Source organism: Vibrio ezurae NBRC 102218, assembly GCF_000467185.1.
Classification (GTDB): Bacteria; Pseudomonadota; Gammaproteobacteria; order Enterobacterales; family Vibrionaceae; genus Vibrio; species Vibrio ezurae.
Map to the genome: position 1 here is coordinate 24,193 of NZ_BATM01000004.1, position 16,829 is coordinate 41,021.

15 protein-coding genes and 1 other RNA gene are annotated in these 16,829 nt (G+C 41.0%); 7 read left to right on the forward strand and 9 right to left on the reverse strand.

Annotated features, from left to right (window positions below; all coding sequences use genetic code 11):
• Positions 1-9: 9 nt before the first annotated feature.
• From VEZ01S_RS01765 to VEZ01S_RS01775, 3 genes are read right to left on the reverse strand one after another with little or no spacing between them, the layout of a single operon-like run.
• Positions 10-1,212, reverse strand: a complete 1,203-nt coding sequence (locus VEZ01S_RS01765; RefSeq protein ID WP_021712298.1) for an FAD-dependent 2-octaprenylphenol hydroxylase — start codon at positions 1,210-1,212, stop codon at positions 10-12.
• A gap of 8 nt (positions 1,213-1,220) precedes the next feature.
• Positions 1,221-2,378, reverse strand: a complete 1,158-nt coding sequence (ubiH, locus tag VEZ01S_RS01770) for a 2-octaprenyl-6-methoxyphenyl hydroxylase (protein ID WP_021712299.1) — start codon at positions 2,376-2,378, stop codon at positions 1,221-1,223.
• A 22-nt stretch (positions 2,379-2,400) separates the two neighbouring features.
• On the reverse strand, positions 2,401-2,967 hold the full coding sequence (locus VEZ01S_RS01775) for a YecA/YgfB family protein (RefSeq protein WP_021712300.1): 567 nt from the start codon (positions 2,965-2,967) through the stop codon (positions 2,401-2,403).
• A gap of 281 nt (positions 2,968-3,248) precedes the next feature.
• On the opposite strand from VEZ01S_RS01775, the gene zapA reads away from it, so the two are divergent.
• The 5 genes from zapA to serA all read left to right on the forward strand — a co-directional run bounded on the left by zapA (position 3,249) and on the right by serA (position 6,525).
• A complete protein-coding gene (gene zapA, locus VEZ01S_RS01780; RefSeq protein ID WP_021712301.1) occupies positions 3,249-3,539 on the forward strand; it encodes a cell division protein ZapA in 291 nt (96 codons plus the stop codon).
• Between the two features lie 30 nt (positions 3,540-3,569).
• Positions 3,570-3,754, forward strand: a non-coding RNA gene (gene ssrS, locus VEZ01S_RS16465) — 6S RNA.
• Position 3,755: 1 nt separating this feature from the next.
• Positions 3,756-4,355, forward strand: a complete 600-nt coding sequence (locus VEZ01S_RS01785; RefSeq protein WP_021712302.1) for a 5-formyltetrahydrofolate cyclo-ligase — start codon at positions 3,756-3,758, stop codon at positions 4,353-4,355.
• A gap of 74 nt (positions 4,356-4,429) precedes the next feature.
• On the forward strand, positions 4,430-5,086 hold the full coding sequence (gene rpiA, locus VEZ01S_RS01790; RefSeq protein WP_021712303.1) for a ribose-5-phosphate isomerase RpiA: 657 nt from the start codon (positions 4,430-4,432) through the stop codon (positions 5,084-5,086).
• Positions 5,087-5,295: 209 nt separating this feature from the next.
• The gene (gene serA / locus VEZ01S_RS01795) at positions 5,296-6,525 is read left to right on the forward strand and encodes a phosphoglycerate dehydrogenase (RefSeq protein ID WP_021712304.1); all 1,230 of its coding nucleotides are present in this window, start codon (positions 5,296-5,298) and stop codon (positions 6,523-6,525) included.
• Positions 6,526-6,635: 110 nt separating this feature from the next.
• On the opposite strand, the gene VEZ01S_RS01800 is transcribed toward serA, so the two are convergent.
• From VEZ01S_RS01800 to epd, 5 genes are all read right to left on the reverse strand, one after another.
• On the reverse strand, positions 6,636-7,334 hold the full coding sequence (locus tag VEZ01S_RS01800; RefSeq protein WP_235868476.1) for an oxidative stress defense protein: 699 nt from the start codon (positions 7,332-7,334) through the stop codon (positions 6,636-6,638).
• A gap of 199 nt (positions 7,335-7,533) precedes the next feature.
• Positions 7,534-8,355: a small-conductance mechanosensitive channel MscS gene (mscS, locus tag VEZ01S_RS01805; protein WP_235868480.1), complete on the reverse strand. Its 822-nt coding sequence runs from the start codon at positions 8,353-8,355 to the stop codon at positions 7,534-7,536.
• A 268-nt stretch (positions 8,356-8,623) separates the two neighbouring features.
• Positions 8,624-9,700: a class II fructose-bisphosphate aldolase gene (gene fbaA, locus VEZ01S_RS01810; RefSeq protein ID WP_021712307.1), complete on the reverse strand. Its 1,077-nt coding sequence runs from the start codon at positions 9,698-9,700 to the stop codon at positions 8,624-8,626.
• Between the two features lie 130 nt (positions 9,701-9,830).
• Positions 9,831-10,994, reverse strand: coding sequence for a phosphoglycerate kinase (locus VEZ01S_RS01815; protein ID WP_021712308.1), 1,164 nt, complete (start codon positions 10,992-10,994; stop codon positions 9,831-9,833).
• 143 nt (positions 10,995-11,137) lie between these two features.
• Entirely contained in the window at positions 11,138-12,181 is a 1,044-nt protein-coding gene (gene epd / locus VEZ01S_RS01820; protein WP_021712309.1) for an erythrose-4-phosphate dehydrogenase, read from the reverse strand.
• Between the two features lie 170 nt (positions 12,182-12,351).
• Here epd and VEZ01S_RS01825 point away from each other — a divergent pair, with 170 nt between their 5' ends.
• Positions 12,352-14,121, forward strand: coding sequence for a hypothetical protein (locus VEZ01S_RS01825; protein WP_021712310.1), 1,770 nt, complete (start codon positions 12,352-12,354; stop codon positions 14,119-14,121).
• Between the two features lie 2 nt (positions 14,122-14,123).
• Positions 14,124-15,044, forward strand: coding sequence for a glycosyltransferase family 2 protein (locus VEZ01S_RS01830; protein ID WP_021712311.1), 921 nt, complete (start codon positions 14,124-14,126; stop codon positions 15,042-15,044).
• 58 nt (positions 15,045-15,102) lie between these two features.
• On the opposite strand, the gene VEZ01S_RS01835 is transcribed toward VEZ01S_RS01830, so the two are convergent.
• Positions 15,103-16,506, reverse strand: coding sequence for an LTA synthase family protein (locus VEZ01S_RS01835; protein ID WP_021712312.1), 1,404 nt, complete (start codon positions 16,504-16,506; stop codon positions 15,103-15,105).
• Positions 16,507-16,829 lie beyond the last annotated feature (323 nt).

Consider the following 16,829-nt stretch of genomic DNA (forward strand, 5'->3'; position numbering starts at 1 on the left):
GCTAACCGTCTACTTAGCTAACTTAGGTAAGTCACCTTTTAGCCCAAGAGCATGACGCATCACTTCATTTTTCATTCCTGGCAGTGTGCCCGCTAAATTCATGCCGACTCCACGAATGAGTTTTTTTAAAGGATCATCTCCGGTAAACAACTCTTTAAACCCTTGCATGCTTGAGATCATTTTAACCGCTTCGGCTTTTCTCCAACGCTCAAAATGACGCAAGTTAGCGTATTCACCAATATCCTTTCCGCTGTTCCAGTATTTTTCGACTTCTTCTGCTAGCGTAATCGCATCCAGAAGCCCCAAGTTAACACCTTGTCCAGCAAGTGGATGAATGGTGTGAGCAGCATCGCCAATTAACGCGACTCGTGGTTTGGCAAAATCCCGTGCGTAGCGCATTTTCAGTGGTATCGCATTTCGCTCACTCAGTTGCTCAACCTTGCCTAAGCGCATGTCAAAATCGACGCTCAACTGCTTACAAAACTCAGCATCAGAAGCCTGCATTAACTGCTGTGCTCTATCCGTATGTTGCGACCAAACGATAGAACATAAGTTAGGCTCATGCAGCGGCAGAAATGCCAGTGGGCCTGAAGGGGTAAATACTTGCCTTGCGACATTGTCGTGTGGCTCTTCCATCAATACGTTACATACGATAGCAGTGTGGTCATAATCCCACTCTGTCAGCGGGAAGTCCTGCTGCTGGCGAACCCAAGAGTTTGCGCCATCGGCGGCTACCACCAGCTTAGCGGTCAGGTTTTGTCCATTATCTAAGGTCAACCAAGCTTCTCGTTCGCCCACCGCTAAATGAGTGCATTTATTAGGATGAAATAGGCTGACATTTTCGAGTCTCTTGACTTGCTCAAGTAGCGCATGCTGAATGATTTGATTCTCAACAATGTGCCCAAGATTATCCTCAAAAAGCTCACTGGCAGAAAACTCAATTTTAGAAAACGAGTCTTTTTCCCATACTTGCATCGCAGTATAAGGAGCGCAACGCAGGCGGGTAATTTCAGGCCAAGCACCTAAGCGATGCAAGATGTTTTCACTGGCTCGGCTTAGAGCTGACACCCTAGATACAGGTGCTTCACTCACTGACTTGGGTTCACTACTTTCAATTACTGCAATGCGGATATCGGTGTTTTTTAAAGCCAAAGCTAACGTTAGCCCGACCATACCACCACCGACAATCACTAAATCTACATTTTTAATCATTGTATCTTCTATACCAATCCTAGGCTGCGATTTTTCACCGGGCCTTGTAGGGGAGGAGCTATATCAAAAAGAGCAAGCCCTAGGTTTCTCGCGACCACCATAGGCAACCACTCATTTGAAAAGATTCTCACCAAAGCAGAGGTCATGTCACAGGTTGCCTCTCGGTCTGCCTCACGAGCATCCCTAAACTGCGCCAGACACTGATAGTCGCCACAGTCGCGATGGCAAGAGAGTACATCGACTAACGACGCCACATCTCGAATACCTAAATTAAAACCTTGCCCAGCAATGGGATGTAAGGTTTGCGCCGCATTCCCCACAAAGGCAATACGATGATGAATTAAACGCTCTCGTTTATGCAGTTGCAAAGGATAACTGGCTAACGTACCCACTTTATCAAAACGCCCTAAACGCCAACCGAACTCTTGTTGTAGCTCAGCTAAAAATGTCTCGTTGTTCCAAGCCAATGCTTGTTGCAACATAGGCTGCTTCATACACCAGACCAATGACATGCGCTTCCCTGTCATCGGCAATAGTGCGATAGGACCATGGGAAGTAAATCGCTCATAGGCTTTGTTATGATGAGGCTTTTCTAGCTCAATATTTGCGATAAGTGCATGCTGCTCAAAATCATCTAAAGATTTAGGGTTTTTAATCAGCTCAGCCACTTTAGAGTTAGCTCCATCAGCGGCAACCATCAATTGTGCGGATAAACGAGTTCCAGATTGCAAAATTGCATCGATGTGCTGTTGGTGCTGTTCGATATCAACAATGGAATCAGGACAAAATACATCGATATTCGAATCAAGACGCAACTGTTCTCGATAAGCCGCCCCCACAGTAGCCAATTCAACTACAGCGCCTAATAGGGACTGATTTTGTTGCTCTGCGCTAAAACCTGTTTGGGCAAAATGTCCGCGATCCGAAACGTCAATCGTATCAATCGGCGTAGCATCATTCGCTAATGCATCCCACAACTTATAGCGGCGCAGTAACTCGATGCTTCCCAACGATAAAGCGATGGCTCTAGCATCAAACCCTGGATGCTGTGGTGATTCAGAGAACGCTTCAACGACAGCCACTTTTTTATTGGCAACACGGCTTAATGCAAGAGCCAGTGTCGCTCCGCTCATTGCGCCGCCAATAATAATTACATCGTACTGCAAAGAAGGCTCCCCTATTGCTCAATTAATGAATGGTTTTAGATTCAGGTTTCGCTGGTTTATGACCAAATTCGCTATGCACAGTCAATACACACACCTTAACATGCTCAAGCACTTGTTCTAAAAGCGCAGCTTGTTCTTCTTGATCGTCTTCTGGATCCACTTCAAGTTTTGCGATCTCTAGCAAATCTTGCAGCGCTTCTTTGCTTTGCGCACTTGCCTTATTCAATTGAGCATCAATCAAACCTAAGCCAGATACAAAGTGACTCACCCACTCTGCCATCGCTTGTGCATATACCTGAATACCCTCATTTTCAGGAAGTAACAGACTCAACTCAAAGTTATCACCCGCTAACTCTTTACGAGCAAGTTTCAAGCTTTGCTCAGCCACAGCCAAACACGCCATCGGCCAGCCCATACCATCATTGGTATAGTCAAATAATAGCGACTGCCACGCTTCGCTATCATTGCTTAATCCACCACTTAACATGCCAATAAGAAGGCCATGGGTTTCTGCCGGTGTAATCGCAATTCCTGCTGTCTTTAATTCGTCGGCAACAGTGAGATAATTGGGTAAAGAGATTTGACTCATGAGGGTACAATTCCTATTCGGGATTAATCCCGTTATCTTATCACCTGATAAGAGCGCATTACAGATGCAAATCACTGGCCATTTTTTAGCAAACACGACTATGCTTTTATACCAAGAATGTAGATCAAATGAGCAAATTGCTTTGTTTCTGACTAGTTAGCAACATAACCTTGCGCTCATGTTCGGAAAAGCTTGAATCTTGGTGGGGGTTTTTCTATAGTTTCTTGCCTGTATGTGCATGGGACGCACAGGCTTTTGGGAGCAGCAATGAGTTATCTAGCATGAGCAGTCAAGCAGTTGAAGTTGAAATTTTAGGTAAGATCACTCGAGTAAATTGCCCTGTCGGCAAAGAAGACGCATTACGACAGGCTGCACTTAACCTTGATCAACGTATTAAGGACATGGCGGATAAAACAAAAGTCGCCAATACCGAGAAACTGATAACCATAGCCGCTCTAAACATTTGCTATGAATTGTTAGAACAAGAGGCAAGTAGCGAAATTCATCAAGATATTACGCAGCGCCTTGAGTTTCTGGATGACAAGCTAGACAAAGCGCTAGCGAAAGAGTAAAAAAGTAGCCAACTGGACGGCAAAATTAAAATTACCCTGGGGTGTGCGTCAGCTGGATTTGTGTCCCTGAGCCGATAAGCAACCCTTAAGGGTTAGTACTTGATGGCTATTGAGCAAGCTCGACTCGTATCGAGAAGCCTACGGTCATCATTGCTGATCCGCCTTGAACCAGCTGGTTCAAGGGCCAAAATCCGCAACGGCACTCTGGGGTCCCTCATGCAACAACCATCAACTCGTAATGAGATACGTAAGCATATTCGAACGCTTCGTATTGCACTCACTACTCCTGAACAAACGTTAGCTTCGTTGCAATTAATCGAGCAATTTAAACAGCTTCCCGAGCTGACTCAGGCTAAAAATGTTGCGCTGTATTTAGCCAATGATGGCGAAATTAATCCAGAGCTAGCCATTAAGTGGTGCTGGGAAAACAACATCAATACCTATGTCCCTGTGTTGCATCCTTTTGCAAAAGGTCAATTGCTCTTTCTTCAGCTCACTCCAACCACAGAGCTTATTACAAATAAGTACGGCATTTTTGAACCTAAGCTATCGGTAAACCATATTATTCCAGTCGCGGATCTGGACGTGATATTCACACCACTGGTTGCCTTTGATGTCCATGGGCATCGCCTAGGTATGGGTGGCGGGTACTACGACAGAACGTTAGCCCCTTTCATTGATACTCATGGCCCAAAGGCCATTGGTATTGCTCATGATTGCCAGCAACTCGCCAAACTACCTATCGAAGAGTGGGATGTGCCACTCAATAAAATAGTCACTCCCAGTAAGACTTGGAATTGGTCACTTTCATCTTAAGCACTTGATTCAAATATTTCACAGATGAGTATATACTCTTGCAGATCCCTTTACTCTCGATCTGGAGAACTAGAATGACCCAAGATGAAATGAAAAAAGAAGCTGGTTGGGCAGCACTTAAATACGTTGAAGCTGGCGCAATTGTCGGTGTAGGAACGGGCTCTACCGTAAACCATTTTATTGATGCCTTGGGAACAATGAGCGACAAAATCAAAGGGGCAGTCTCTAGCTCTATCGCATCGACTGAAAAGCTAGAAAAATTGGGCATTAAAGTCTTTGACTGTAACGACGTAGCGTCGCTGGACGTTTATGTTGATGGCGCGGACGAAATTAACGCCAATAAAGAAATGATCAAAGGCGGCGGCGCGGCACTGACCAGAGAAAAAATTGTTGCGGCGATCTCTGACAAGTTCATCTGTATTGTTGATGGCACCAAAGCGGTTGAAGTGCTTGGTGAGTTCCCTCTTCCTGTTGAAGTGATTCCTATGGCACGTTCTTACGTTGCTCGTGAGCTAGTGAAACTGGGTGGTGATCCGGTTTACCGCGAAGGTGTTATTACCGATAACGGCAATATCATTCTTGATGTGCACAGCTTGAAAATCAACAACGCTAAGCAACTTGAAGATCAAGTCAATGCGCTACCTGGTGTAGTGACTGTAGGTCTATTTGCACATCGTGGTGCTGATGTCGTGATTACCGGCACTCCTGATGGCGCTAAGATCGAAGAGTAATAATATATATATTTCAGCTTTAACAACAAAGTTAATACACTGATTTTATTGATAATTAATGAGAGTAGAGGCTAAAAATAGCCTCTACTTTTTTTTTATTGTAATTTTCTTACCCAAACTGTTCTTTTTTTGATAATTTAAAGACAGCCTACTTTTGGAAAACGTTTGCTTTTCGAAATTAATTTACTATACGTTAAGGAATAACCACGATGACTAAAGTCTCTTTGCACAAAGATAAGATAAAAATACTGCTTCTCGAAGGACTACACCCTTCATCTGTTGAAGTGCTAGAGGCCGCGGGTTACTCCAACATTCAATACCATAAAGGATCTATCTCTGAAGAAGAGCTCATTGAAGCCATCAAGGATGTGCACTTTATCGGTATTCGCTCTCGTACAAACCTTAATGAACGCGTTTTAGCCGCAGCAGACAAGCTGGTTGCTATCGGTTGTTTCTGTATCGGTACTAATCAGGTTGACCTAAAAGCCGCTGCTGTGAAAGGTGTACCTGTATTTAACGCACCGTTCTCAAATACCCGTAGTGTGGCTGAGTTAGTTCTTGGTCAAATACTGCTATTGATGCGTGGCATTCCTGAGAAAAATGCTTTAGCTCACCGCGGTATCTGGAAGAAAAGTGCCGACCATTCAAATGAAGCTCGCGGAAAACGCTTAGGCATCATAGGTTATGGCCACATTGGTACTCAGTTGAGCATCATTGCGGAAAACCTAGGTATGCGTGTTTACTTCTATGACATTGAAAATAAACTGTCTTTAGGCAACGCCACTCAAGTTTCAACCATGGCTGAGCTACTCAATAAATGTGATGTGATTAGTTTGCATGTTCCTGAAACACCAGAGACTAAAGACATGATGGGCGCAGAGCAGTTTGCTCTAATGAAGCCCGGAGCTATCTTCATCAACGCCGCTCGCGGTACGGTAGTGGATATTCCTGCACTATGTGATGCTCTAGAATCTAAGCATCTATCTGGTGCCGCTGTGGATGTATTCCCTGTAGAGCCAAAAACCAATGCGGAAGCCTTTGAGTCTCCACTGATGAAGTTTGACAATGTTATCCTAACTCCGCACGTAGGTGGGTCGACTCAAGAAGCTCAAGAGAACATTGGCGTTGAAGTAGCAGGCAAACTGGCTAAATACTCAGACAACGGTTCAACTCTATCAAGTGTAAACTTCCCTGCGGTATCTCTGCCACAGCATAGAGGCACATCTCGCTTGCTACACATCCATGAAAACCGCCCTGGTATTCTGACTCAAATCAACACCATCTTTGCTAGTGCAGGCATCAACATTGCAGGTCAGTACCTGCAAACCAATAGCCATATCGGTTATGTTGTCATTGATGTAGAAGCGGCTCGCTCTCAAGAAGCACTGGATAAACTAAAAGAAATCGACGGCACAATCCGCGCACGTCTACTTCACTAATCTCTTTACCAAGTAGTAAAGATTAGTCAATCATAAAGCCCTCGCTAAACCTTGATAAATACAGGTCAGCAAGGGCTTTTTAGTGTCTGTTATAGCGGTAATTTTTACGGTTACTTGAGTTTATAGATCACTTCAACTCTGTCTTTAATCACTATCGTTGTATCTTGATAACTATTTGCTCGCTCTGATGAGTCCATCGCCATACTGCGAGACAACATCGGTCGTGCTTGCGCTGATTGATAGTTTACTTGCCATACCTCATCCAAAGTTTTATCAAAACCTTCAGCAACAGATTTTGCCTTTAATTTCGCATCTTTAATTGCCTCACTACGGGCAATAGCCTGATACTTTGATGGGTCTTTAACGCCTAGCTGAACTCTATCAATACGATTCACACCCGATTTAAGTGCGATATCCATCAACTTGGGTAGCATCTCCAAATTATCGATAGTCACTTTAACTTTTCGTACGGCTCGGTAGCCTTTTTGCTCGGGTTTGGCATTTTTCGGATAGTGCATTTGTGGCAGTAATTGAATATTACCGCTTTTAATATCCTCTCTTGGCAAACCGAATGCTTGTAGTTGCTGTAAAAAATCATCCACAGCCTTATCGGCTTGTTGTTTTGCCTGCTCTGCACTCTCTTGTACCATCACCACTTGCACACTAAATTCAGCCATATCCGGCTCAGCGAGCACTTCGCCATATCCAGTAGTGTTTATGTGCGGAAAATCTAATGTTTGTGCTTGTAACGCTATAGAACTCACAGATAATACAGCGCCGAAAACCCAATGCTTTATTCTATTGCTCATCTTCATCTAATGCCCTTCCCTGTTAGCAATCTAGATATTCCAATCACGGTTATACTCATCAAAAATTCTAGCTCAATTATCGAGTATTTTGACAAGCTAGAATGATCCGTTATTGAGTACGATTGAGATTACCTATTGATATAGAATAGATAAAAAAACGCGCCATAAGGCGCGTTTTTATTGAATTTATTCGCTTAATTTACTCAGCAATTTTATTCAGATGTACATCCATTTGTGGATACGGGATTTCAATGCCGTTTTCATCAAGTGCAATCTTAATCGCTTTAAGCATGTCAAAATACACATTCCAGTAATCCTCTGTGCGACACCAAGGGCGAACCACAAAGTTAACAGAAGAGTCTGCAAGCTCAACCACACCGATCTGAATGCCTTTGTCTTTCAGTAGACGTTCTTCAGCTTCCAGAGTTTGACGGATCACTTGTTCGGTTTTCTTCAAGTCGGCACTGTAAGACACCCCAATAATGTAATCAATACGGCGGGTGGCATGACGAGAGTAGTTGGTGATTGGACTGCCAATAACACTGCCATTCGGTACTACCACCATTTTATTATCTGGTGTCGTTAATACCGTTTGGAAAATTTGGATAGAGTCAACAGAACCGGCAACACCACCAATCTCAACATAATCGCCAGATTTAAACGGACGGAATGCAACGATAAGTACGCCAGCAGCAAAGTTAGACAGTGAACCTTGCAGAGCAAGACCAACCGCTAAACCGGCAGCACCAATAATAGCGACTACGGAAGCAGTTTGAACACCTAGACGACCTAGGGCAGCAATCAATACGATAACAAACAGTAGGTAACGCACCATTGCATGAACAAAATCAATAACGGCTTTGTCTAAATCACGCTTTTTCAGCATTTTAGAGACACTGTTCGCAATCATCTTAGTAATGATATTACCAATAAATAGAATGAGAACCGCGGTAATGATATTCATCGCATAGCCGATCAGAAGGTCTGTATTATTTACGAACCAATGATGGGCATCTTGCATACCTTCATGAAGGGCATCTACGTTTGGGATTTGGGGAGTTTCTTGTGACATTGTAAATTTCTCTTCCGTAATAAAGTGTTACAAATAAACTGTGACCAGCATCATACTTCCATATGTCCGTTATAAGTCAGACTTCTGTCAAAACATAACCTTCTGAAGGCTTTAAAGACTGTCCTTAAAAACTGCACCTAAAAACTATAGTACACAAGACAAAAAAAACCCGCTAAATAGCGGGTTTTTTTAATTTAATTAGTAGCTTGCAGGCGTATTACAATACGTCAATCGCGTTAAGATCAGCAAAGGCTTTCTCAAGGCGAGTCACCATTGAAGATTGACCAGCACGTAGCCATACGCGTGGATCGTAGTACTTCTTGTTCGGCGCTGCTTCACCCGTTGGGTTACCGATTTGACCTTGTAGGTAATCGTGATTTTCCGCTTCGTAAGTACGGATACCATCCCAAGTTGCCCACTGAGTATCAGTATCGATGTTCATTTTGATCACACCGTAGCCGATAGACTCTTTGATTTCTGCTTCAGAAGAACCAGAACCACCGTGGAATACAAAGTTTAGAGCGTTAGGTGCAATACCGAACTTCTCTGCACAGTATGCTTGAGAGTCACGTAGGATAGTTGGAGTAAGCACTACGTTACCTGCTTGGTAAACACCGTGTACGTTACCGAAAGAGGCTGCGATAGTGAAACGAGGGCTGATAGCGCTCAGTTTTTCGTATGCGTAAGCCACATCTTCAGGAGAAGTGTACAGCTCAGATGCGTCCATATCAGAGTTATCTACGCCATCTTCTTCACCACCAGTACAACCTAGTTCGATTTCTAGAGTCATGCCCATTTTAGCCATGCGTGCTAGGTACTTAGAACAGATTTCGATGTTTTCTTCTAGAGACTCTTCAGAAAGGTCAATCATGTGAGAAGAAAATAGAGGTTTACCTGTTTGAGCGAAGAACTCTTCACCAGCGTCTAGTAGACCGTCAATCCAAGGAAGTAGTTTCTTAGCTGCGTGGTCAGTGTGAAGAATAACTGGAACACCGTAAGTTTCTGCTACTGCATGAACGTATTTAGCGCCAGCGATACCGCCAAGGATTTGTGCACCTTGACCTTCTAATTTAACGCCTTTACCAGCAAAGAAGCCAGCGCCACCGTTAGAGAATTGAACAACTACAGGAGCTTTAACTTTTGCAGCCGCTTCTAGTACACCATTTACTGAGTCAGTGTTTACAACATTCACAGCAGGAAGAGCAAAGTTATTTTCTTTTGCTACTTCAAATACTTTTTGAACGTCATCACCAGAGATAACACCAGGTTTTACAAAATCGAAGATCTTAGACATGGAATAAGTCCTATTTTCTGTCGTTTAGTATTAAATTGCACTTTTGCAAGTATTAAAAAGATTGCATACAACGCAAGGCATTGTAGCAAAACAATAAAAAGGCGAGAATAAGATTCTCGCCAAAAAAATATTACGCTTTTGCTCGTTCTTCTAGCATAGCTACTGCTGGAAGTACTTTACCTTCTACAAACTCAAGGAAAGCGCCGCCGCCTGTTGAGATGTAAGAAACATCAGCTTTGATACCGAACTTGTCGATAGCCGCTAATGTGTCACCGCCACCTGCTACAGAGAAACCTGCAGATTCAGCGATTGCTTTAGAGATACCCGCTGTGCCCGCTTCGAAGTTTTTAAATTCGAATACGCCAACAGGGCCATTCCAAAGGATAGTTTTTGCGTTAGCAATGATGTCAGCAAGAACGGCTGTTGAATCTGGACCAAGGTCGAAGATCATGTCGTCATCAGCAACGTCAGCAACGTTTTTGATTTCAGCTTCAGCGTTTTCGTCAAATGCTTTTGCACACGCAACGTCAGTTGCAACTGGAATTGCACACTCTTTCATTAGTTTCTTAGCAGTTTCAACTAGGTCTGCTTCGTATAGAGACTTACCTACGTTGTGGCCTTCCGCAGCGATAAATGTATTTGCAATACCGCCACCCACAACAAGTTGATCAGCAACTTTAGATAGAGACTCAAGAACAGTCAGTTTAGTAGAAACCTTAGAACCGCCTACGATAGCAACTAGTGGACGCTCAGGGTTATCCATTGCTTTACCTAGCGCTTCAAGCTCAGCAGCAAGTAGAGGACCAGCACAAGCAACAGGAGCGTAAGTACCTACACCGTGAGTAGACGCTTGAGCGCGGTGAGCTGTACCAAATGCATCCATAACGAAAATGTCACACAATGCAGCGTATTTCTTAGACAGTTCTTCTTCGTTTTTCTTCTCGCCTTTGTTAAAGCGAACGTTCTCAAGAACAACAAGCTCACCTGCGTTCAGTTCAAGACCTTCTAGGTAGTCTTTTGCTAGCTTAACTTCGCAATCTAGTGCGTCGTTTAAGTAGTTAACTACAGGTTGTAGTGAGAACTCTTCAGCATATTCGCCTTCAGTCGGACGACCTAGGTGAGAAGTAACCATTACTTTAGCGCCAGCTTCTAGGCAACGCTTAATAGTAGGAAGAGATGCAAGAATACGAGCATCAGAAGTTACTTTACCGTCTTTTACTGGCACGTTTAGATCAGCACGGATAAATACACGTTTACCTGCTAGATCCAGGTCAGTCATCTTGATTACAGACATTGTTAGTCCTCTAGGTTTTAATTTAAAAACTTTCCGCCCATCCCAACACACTGTCTGAATAGGCGTTCGAAATCTATCTAATGTGATGCTACATGGGGCCGCTTACTCTATAGTTCAAGAGGTTGAACTAAAAAGCTACGTATTTATTTCACGCGATGTAATAAATGTGACGCATGCATCGCTAATGCGGTATCGAGCATCCGATTTGCAAAGCCCCATTCATTATCACACCACACTAGCATCTTCACTAATTGGCCGTCACTCACACGAGTTTGTGAACCATCGACTATCGCACTGTGTGGGTCGTGATTGAAGTCAATTGAAACAAGTGGCGCTTCGGTATAGTCAACTATTGATTGTAATGTACATTGAGATGCTTGCAAAATAGTTTGATTTACATCATCAACACTCACTTTAGCATCTAGTGTAACACTCAGATCCATCGCTGTAACATTGACAGTGGGCACTCTCACTGATATTGCCTCAAACTTATTTTCAAACTTAGGAAAAATACGTTCAATGCCTTTATGTAACTTAGTATCAACAGGGATAATTGATTGGCTCGCACTGCGAGTTCTACGTAAATCAGAGTGATAGGCATCAATGACTTGCTGATCATTCATTGATGAATGAATGGTGGTTATCGTCCCTCTTTGAATGCCGTACGCTTCATCTAATACTTGAATAATCGGCACGATACAGTTGGTGGTACAAGAGCCGTTTGACACAACATTATGCTCAGGTTTTAGGCTCTGGTGATTAATGCCATAGATAATAGTGTTGTCGAGATCGTTAGAGCCAGGGTGAGAGAATAATACCTTACTCGCACCAGCGGCAATGTGCTGTTGCCCATCCGCCTGCGAGCCATACACCCCAGTACAGTCCAAAACAATATCCACACCTAAGTCACGCCACGGTAATAAATCCAACTCCGCAAGATGTAAAATTCGTATCTCGTCTTTGCTTCCATCGGCATTATGAATATTCAAATACTCTTGGGTATGAGAGATTTTTCTAAGAAAGCGTCCATGGCTAGTATCGTATTGCAACAAGTGAGCCATCGCATCCGGTTGTGCGAGTTCATTAACGGCGACCACTTTAATCTGATCTTGTAGCCCCCCTTCATAAACAGCGCGTAGGACATTACGACCAATACGACCAAAACCATTTATTGCGACTCTTAGCATACCGAAACTCCATCTAAGGTTTATTATTATAGTAATGAGGCAAGAGTTTATCAGATCACATATTTTTATACACAAGTGAAGTTTATAGAGCAGTCATTGCGCAAAGTATTGAACATATATGAGTGGTGATGCATTCTTTAGCAACTCGATGAATAAGGTTAACTAACTCAATGCTCAAAGATTGGATTCATGACAACAAAAAGGATCTGCTATTTATTGTCTTATGTTGGTGTGTCGTTTCTATCTTTGTATTTGCAAGGAACTGGGAAAGCATTTCTCAGCTAAACCTTCACGACAACGATGATTACATGCGCTATGTGCAGTTCACCGATTGGATAAAGTACGGCAACTGGTATCTAGAGCCAATGCCTCACTTCAACCCTGAAGATGGGCTGATCATGCATTGGTCACGAGTGCCTGATTTATTCCTTGCCACCACCACTCTTATTTTGTCTCCTTTTTTCAATACGACCACCGCGTCATTGATCTCTATAGCTGTCGTACCTTTAGTGTATTTATTGTGTTTTGCACTTAGCGTGTTTGCCCTTGTTGATCATTATCTTGGTAAGAAATACCGCTTCATCGGTATGATTTTCGTATTAGGCTCTCACGCAATAACGAAGTTCTATCCCGGTGCTATAGACCACCACAATTTGCAATTGATCATCGTTGCTCTTTTTCTCGCTCTCACGCCAATAAATACTCAACAAACCACAGAGTTTGTTCGTAGCTTTACCCAGGGTATGCTTATTGCTATCTCATTGTGGATAGGATTAGACAACTTTTTCTTCTTTGTTTTTTACTTAGCTTCGTATTCAGCTTACTGCTTAATTTATAAGAACAATTGGTTCAGTCACTTTTATAAATTATGCTTTGTGGCGATGATATTTGGTTTACTCTTTATGCCGATGAATCGCCCTATAAATGAGTTCTTCTTGATTCATTATGACAGCTTGTCTATTCCATTTATTGCGTGCTTCTTATGTGGTGGAGTGCTTCTGTTTGCCTTAAACAAAATCATTCATCAACAACAATCTAATCTACATAAGCTGACTGTCGCAGCCAGTATCAGTGTGATTGTGTTTATCCCTATTCTGCTTGCCTTTCCGGAACTCGCAAAAGGCGCTTACGCTGATTATCCAGAGATCGTGAGTACATACTGGTTAAGCAATGTCAGTGAAGCACAATCAATGTATTCATTGATCATCTCTAATGGCCTATTTTCATCTGAGAACATGTTTTTGTTTTTTATTCCTTCGTTAATGTACCCACTATTAAAAAACAAAAAAACACACCTTAACCTCCTTTATGTCATATTAATATTGCATTTATCTTTGGCCTTTTTTTGGCAAATCAGAACGGTCACATTATGCTTTATATTAAGTGCTCCTATTCAGGTTTATGTCCTGATGACCTTGTCAGAAAAGATGCAGAGTAAGATTGCGTCTATCTTTATTATCTTGTCAGGGATACCTATTTTTGTCCTCATTTACATTACAATGTTAACGCCACTTATTGGTAATACAACTGAAGGCAAAGACACTAAAAATAGCGCACAAATCAGTAGCATAAAATCGATTTTCAATGAAGGTAATATCACCAATAAAAAAGTCTTATCCGGTATCGAATCTGGGGCAAAGATACTCTCTCAAACCAATAACTCTATATTGGCTGCCCCCTACCATAGAAACATTAATGGCAACAGTTTAGTCATTACTACATTTTTAGAATCCGATGAAGATGTCATCCAAGAAACACTAAAAAACAACCATATTGATTACATACTGATTAACAACGACAACCATTTAAAGCTTCTTGCTCGCTTAGCCAAAGAGGGAGCATTAATAAAACGTTTAAAGTCATACGATATTCCAGAGTACCTTGAGCTAATCAATGCAAAGAACCCTGATGACTATCAACTATTTAAGTTCAAAGGATAGCAATGAATAACCTTGATATAGCAGTACTTCTACCCTGCCATAATGAAGCGGGAGCCATAGGAGATACGATTGAAGCTTTCAAAAATGCCCTACCAACGGCCACTATTTATGTGTATGACAACAACTCCACAGACACGACAGTAGAAGAAGCAAAAACCGCTGGCGCTATCGTTCGCTTTGAACCAAGACAAGGCAAGGGAGAAGTTGTTCGTAGAATGTTTGCTGATATAGAAGCCGATATTTATATTATGGCTGATGGCGATAATACTTACGATGCCACCATTGCTCCTGAACTAGTAGAAACACTAATACAAGAGCAGTTAGATATGATTGTAGGGACACGCTCTAAGAAAAAAGACTCCTACCCTATCGGGCATATTCTAGGAAATACTTTTTTTTCCAAGCTCATCAATAACGCGTTTTCTTCAAATCTTACCGACGTATTTTCAGGGTATCGAGTGATGACGCGTCGCTTTGTTAAAAGCGTTCCCGTATTTAGCGATGGATTTCAAGTTGAAACGGAACTGACCGTACACTCCCTACAACATAAATTGCCAATCAAAGAAGTGCCCACTAAATACATTTCTCGACCAGAAGGTACTAAAAGTAAGCTAAGTACTTTTAGTGATGGATTTAAAATCCTCAACTTTATCTTCTTCTTGCTAAGAAATGTAAGACCTATGCTTTTCTTTTTTGCTTTGTCATCCCTATTTATGTTGGCATCTCTTGGGCTTGGGATTCCCGTAGTTTATGAATTTATCGAGACCGGTCTTGTGAAACGTTTCCCAACGGCCATTTTAGCCAGCAGCCTAGGGGTTATTTCCGTACTATTGTCATTTACAGGTTTAATACTGGATAATGTGAGACAGTCTCGATTAGAGATAAATAGGTTGCATTACCTTGCTTTAACAAAAAACATTTAAATAATTTTTTATTACTCCGTATTAAGTTATGATAATTAATACGGGTAAATTAAGTAGCCTAATTAGATTGATATAGTCTTAAATAATTAACCACATCAACTGGTAAACTTTTTACTTCATTTATAGTGCTTGTATTATCTCCATTACTTCTCACCAAAAAGCTTTCATCCTCGCACTTAACACTAACTAAGCTTCTATTATCTCCTCTTTGATAGGTGATACACTTTGCTGGAGATGGTGTAACTAGAGGGAATAATGAGCCTTGAATATCCGAATAAACTACCTCTCCTGATAATAAAGATAGTATTGAGTTCAGTATATCTGACTGCTGAAAGTTCTTTTCTATATTTTTATTGTACTTATTCCATATAACAAACCCAGGGACTTTAGAAGAAGCAAATATACCATCCCTATTTATTTCATCTCTTGTTAATGGAGACATAGCTCTATGATCACTAATAACAATAATCAGATTGTTATCAGAAGAATCACTTAACTTTATTAATAAATTAGCAAGCTCTTCATCAGTATATCTAAATGCCTTTTCTTCTGACCTAACAACACCATTATCACTAGGTATATAATAAGGTGCATGAGTTGAAACATTTTCAATTACTACAAATTTAGATATATCCGAATTTTCAATATCCCAAGATTTAAAGTAATCAAATAAAACTTTATCTGATACGGAGTTAAATAGATATCTTGGTGTGTTTTTGCTAAAGCTTTCACTGCCAATTATGTTCTCAAATCCAATAAGTTCTAACCAGTCTTTCTTTTGTAGGAAATCGGTATTACCTGATGTAATAAAACTCGTTCTATAGCCAAACTCCTTTATTTTTTTCACTTGAGAGTTTCTATTATTCAATGTGAGTAATCCCATCCCTCCATCTAAAGCTACATTTTGTTTATACAGGATAGGTTGTATGCCAATAAGGGTGGCATAAAGGCCCATCTCGGTACTAAAGCCATTTGCGTAGAAGTTGCTTAACTTAATATTACTTCTTGCTAGCTGATCCAATCTCGGTGTCCAATCAAAAGCTCCTCCAAACTCTAAGCTCTGATAGTTTGACCATGACTCAACGAAAAAAACATAAATATTATCCGGTTTACTTGAGTTTATGGATTTACGATTAATTTTAGATGAATATGAAAAATTATCGATAAACTCATTAGAGTAGCTTTTTTTATAAGTTACATTTCTGTTCGATTCTATAAAATTATCAAAAAATACTTCTCTACCTGATATTTTAAAATCATCATAAATAAAGAGAAGAATAAACATAGCTAATAGTAAAACATAAGCCTTTGAATTTACCTCTTTCTTATTAAAGCGAGCAAACACTATTGCTATACAAACTATAACCACAATTAATCCAATCACTTCTACTTTTGATATTAAAACTTCATTTAATTCAAATAGAAATTTAAATACATCATCTGCATATAATCTAGTTTGCAAAGAGAATATTAATATAAAGTCAACTATATACAATAAAAATAGAATAAAACTACAACACCTCAATAGATAAAAGACAGGCTTTTTAGTTTTGAAAGATAGTAATAACAAAGATATAGATAAGATAATAAAATACCCATCATTTATGGCTATTTTAATAAAAGACTCTGAATCGTCGAGGTAGAATATTTTCCCGAGAACAATAATTTTAAATATATAGACGACTATAAATAGAAATATGGGTAGCAATTGGGGCTCAGAAACATATGATTGAAGTTATAATCATAGTAAAAAAAAACCAGCAGTAAACTGCTGGCTTTCATTTT

Excerpts from the sequence above, each read along its gene's own strand:
- VEZ01S_RS01775 (WP_021712300.1), bottom strand. The coding sequence starts at position 2,967 with ATGAGTCAAATCTCTTTACCCAATTATCTCACTGTTGCCGACGAATTA.
- VEZ01S_RS01830 (WP_021712311.1), top strand. The coding sequence starts at position 14,124 with ATGAATAACCTTGATATAGCAGTACTTCTACCCTGCCATAATGAAGCG.
- rpiA (WP_021712303.1), top strand. The coding sequence starts at position 4,430 with ATGACCCAAGATGAAATGAAAAAAGAAGCTGGTTGGGCAGCACTTAAA.
- VEZ01S_RS01785 (WP_021712302.1), top strand. The coding sequence starts at position 3,756 with ATGCAACAACCATCAACTCGTAATGAGATACGTAAGCATATTCGAACG.
- VEZ01S_RS01825 (WP_021712310.1), top strand. The coding sequence starts at position 12,352 with ATGCTCAAAGATTGGATTCATGACAACAAAAAGGATCTGCTATTTATT.
- VEZ01S_RS01765 (WP_021712298.1), bottom strand. The coding sequence starts at position 1,212 with ATGATTAAAAATGTAGATTTAGTGATTGTCGGTGGTGGTATGGTCGGG.
- serA (WP_021712304.1), top strand. The coding sequence starts at position 5,296 with ATGACTAAAGTCTCTTTGCACAAAGATAAGATAAAAATACTGCTTCTC.
- epd (WP_021712309.1), bottom strand. The coding sequence starts at position 12,181 with ATGCTAAGAGTCGCAATAAATGGTTTTGGTCGTATTGGTCGTAATGTC.
- mscS (WP_235868480.1), bottom strand. The coding sequence starts at position 8,355 with ATGCAAGATGCCCATCATTGGTTCGTAAATAATACAGACCTTCTGATC.
- zapA (WP_021712301.1), top strand. The coding sequence starts at position 3,249 with ATGAGCAGTCAAGCAGTTGAAGTTGAAATTTTAGGTAAGATCACTCGA.
- VEZ01S_RS01800 (WP_235868476.1), bottom strand. The coding sequence starts at position 7,334 with ATGAGCAATAGAATAAAGCATTGGGTTTTCGGCGCTGTATTATCTGTG.
- VEZ01S_RS01815 (WP_021712308.1), bottom strand. The coding sequence starts at position 10,994 with ATGTCTGTAATCAAGATGACTGACCTGGATCTAGCAGGTAAACGTGTA.
- fbaA (WP_021712307.1), bottom strand. The coding sequence starts at position 9,700 with ATGTCTAAGATCTTCGATTTTGTAAAACCTGGTGTTATCTCTGGTGAT.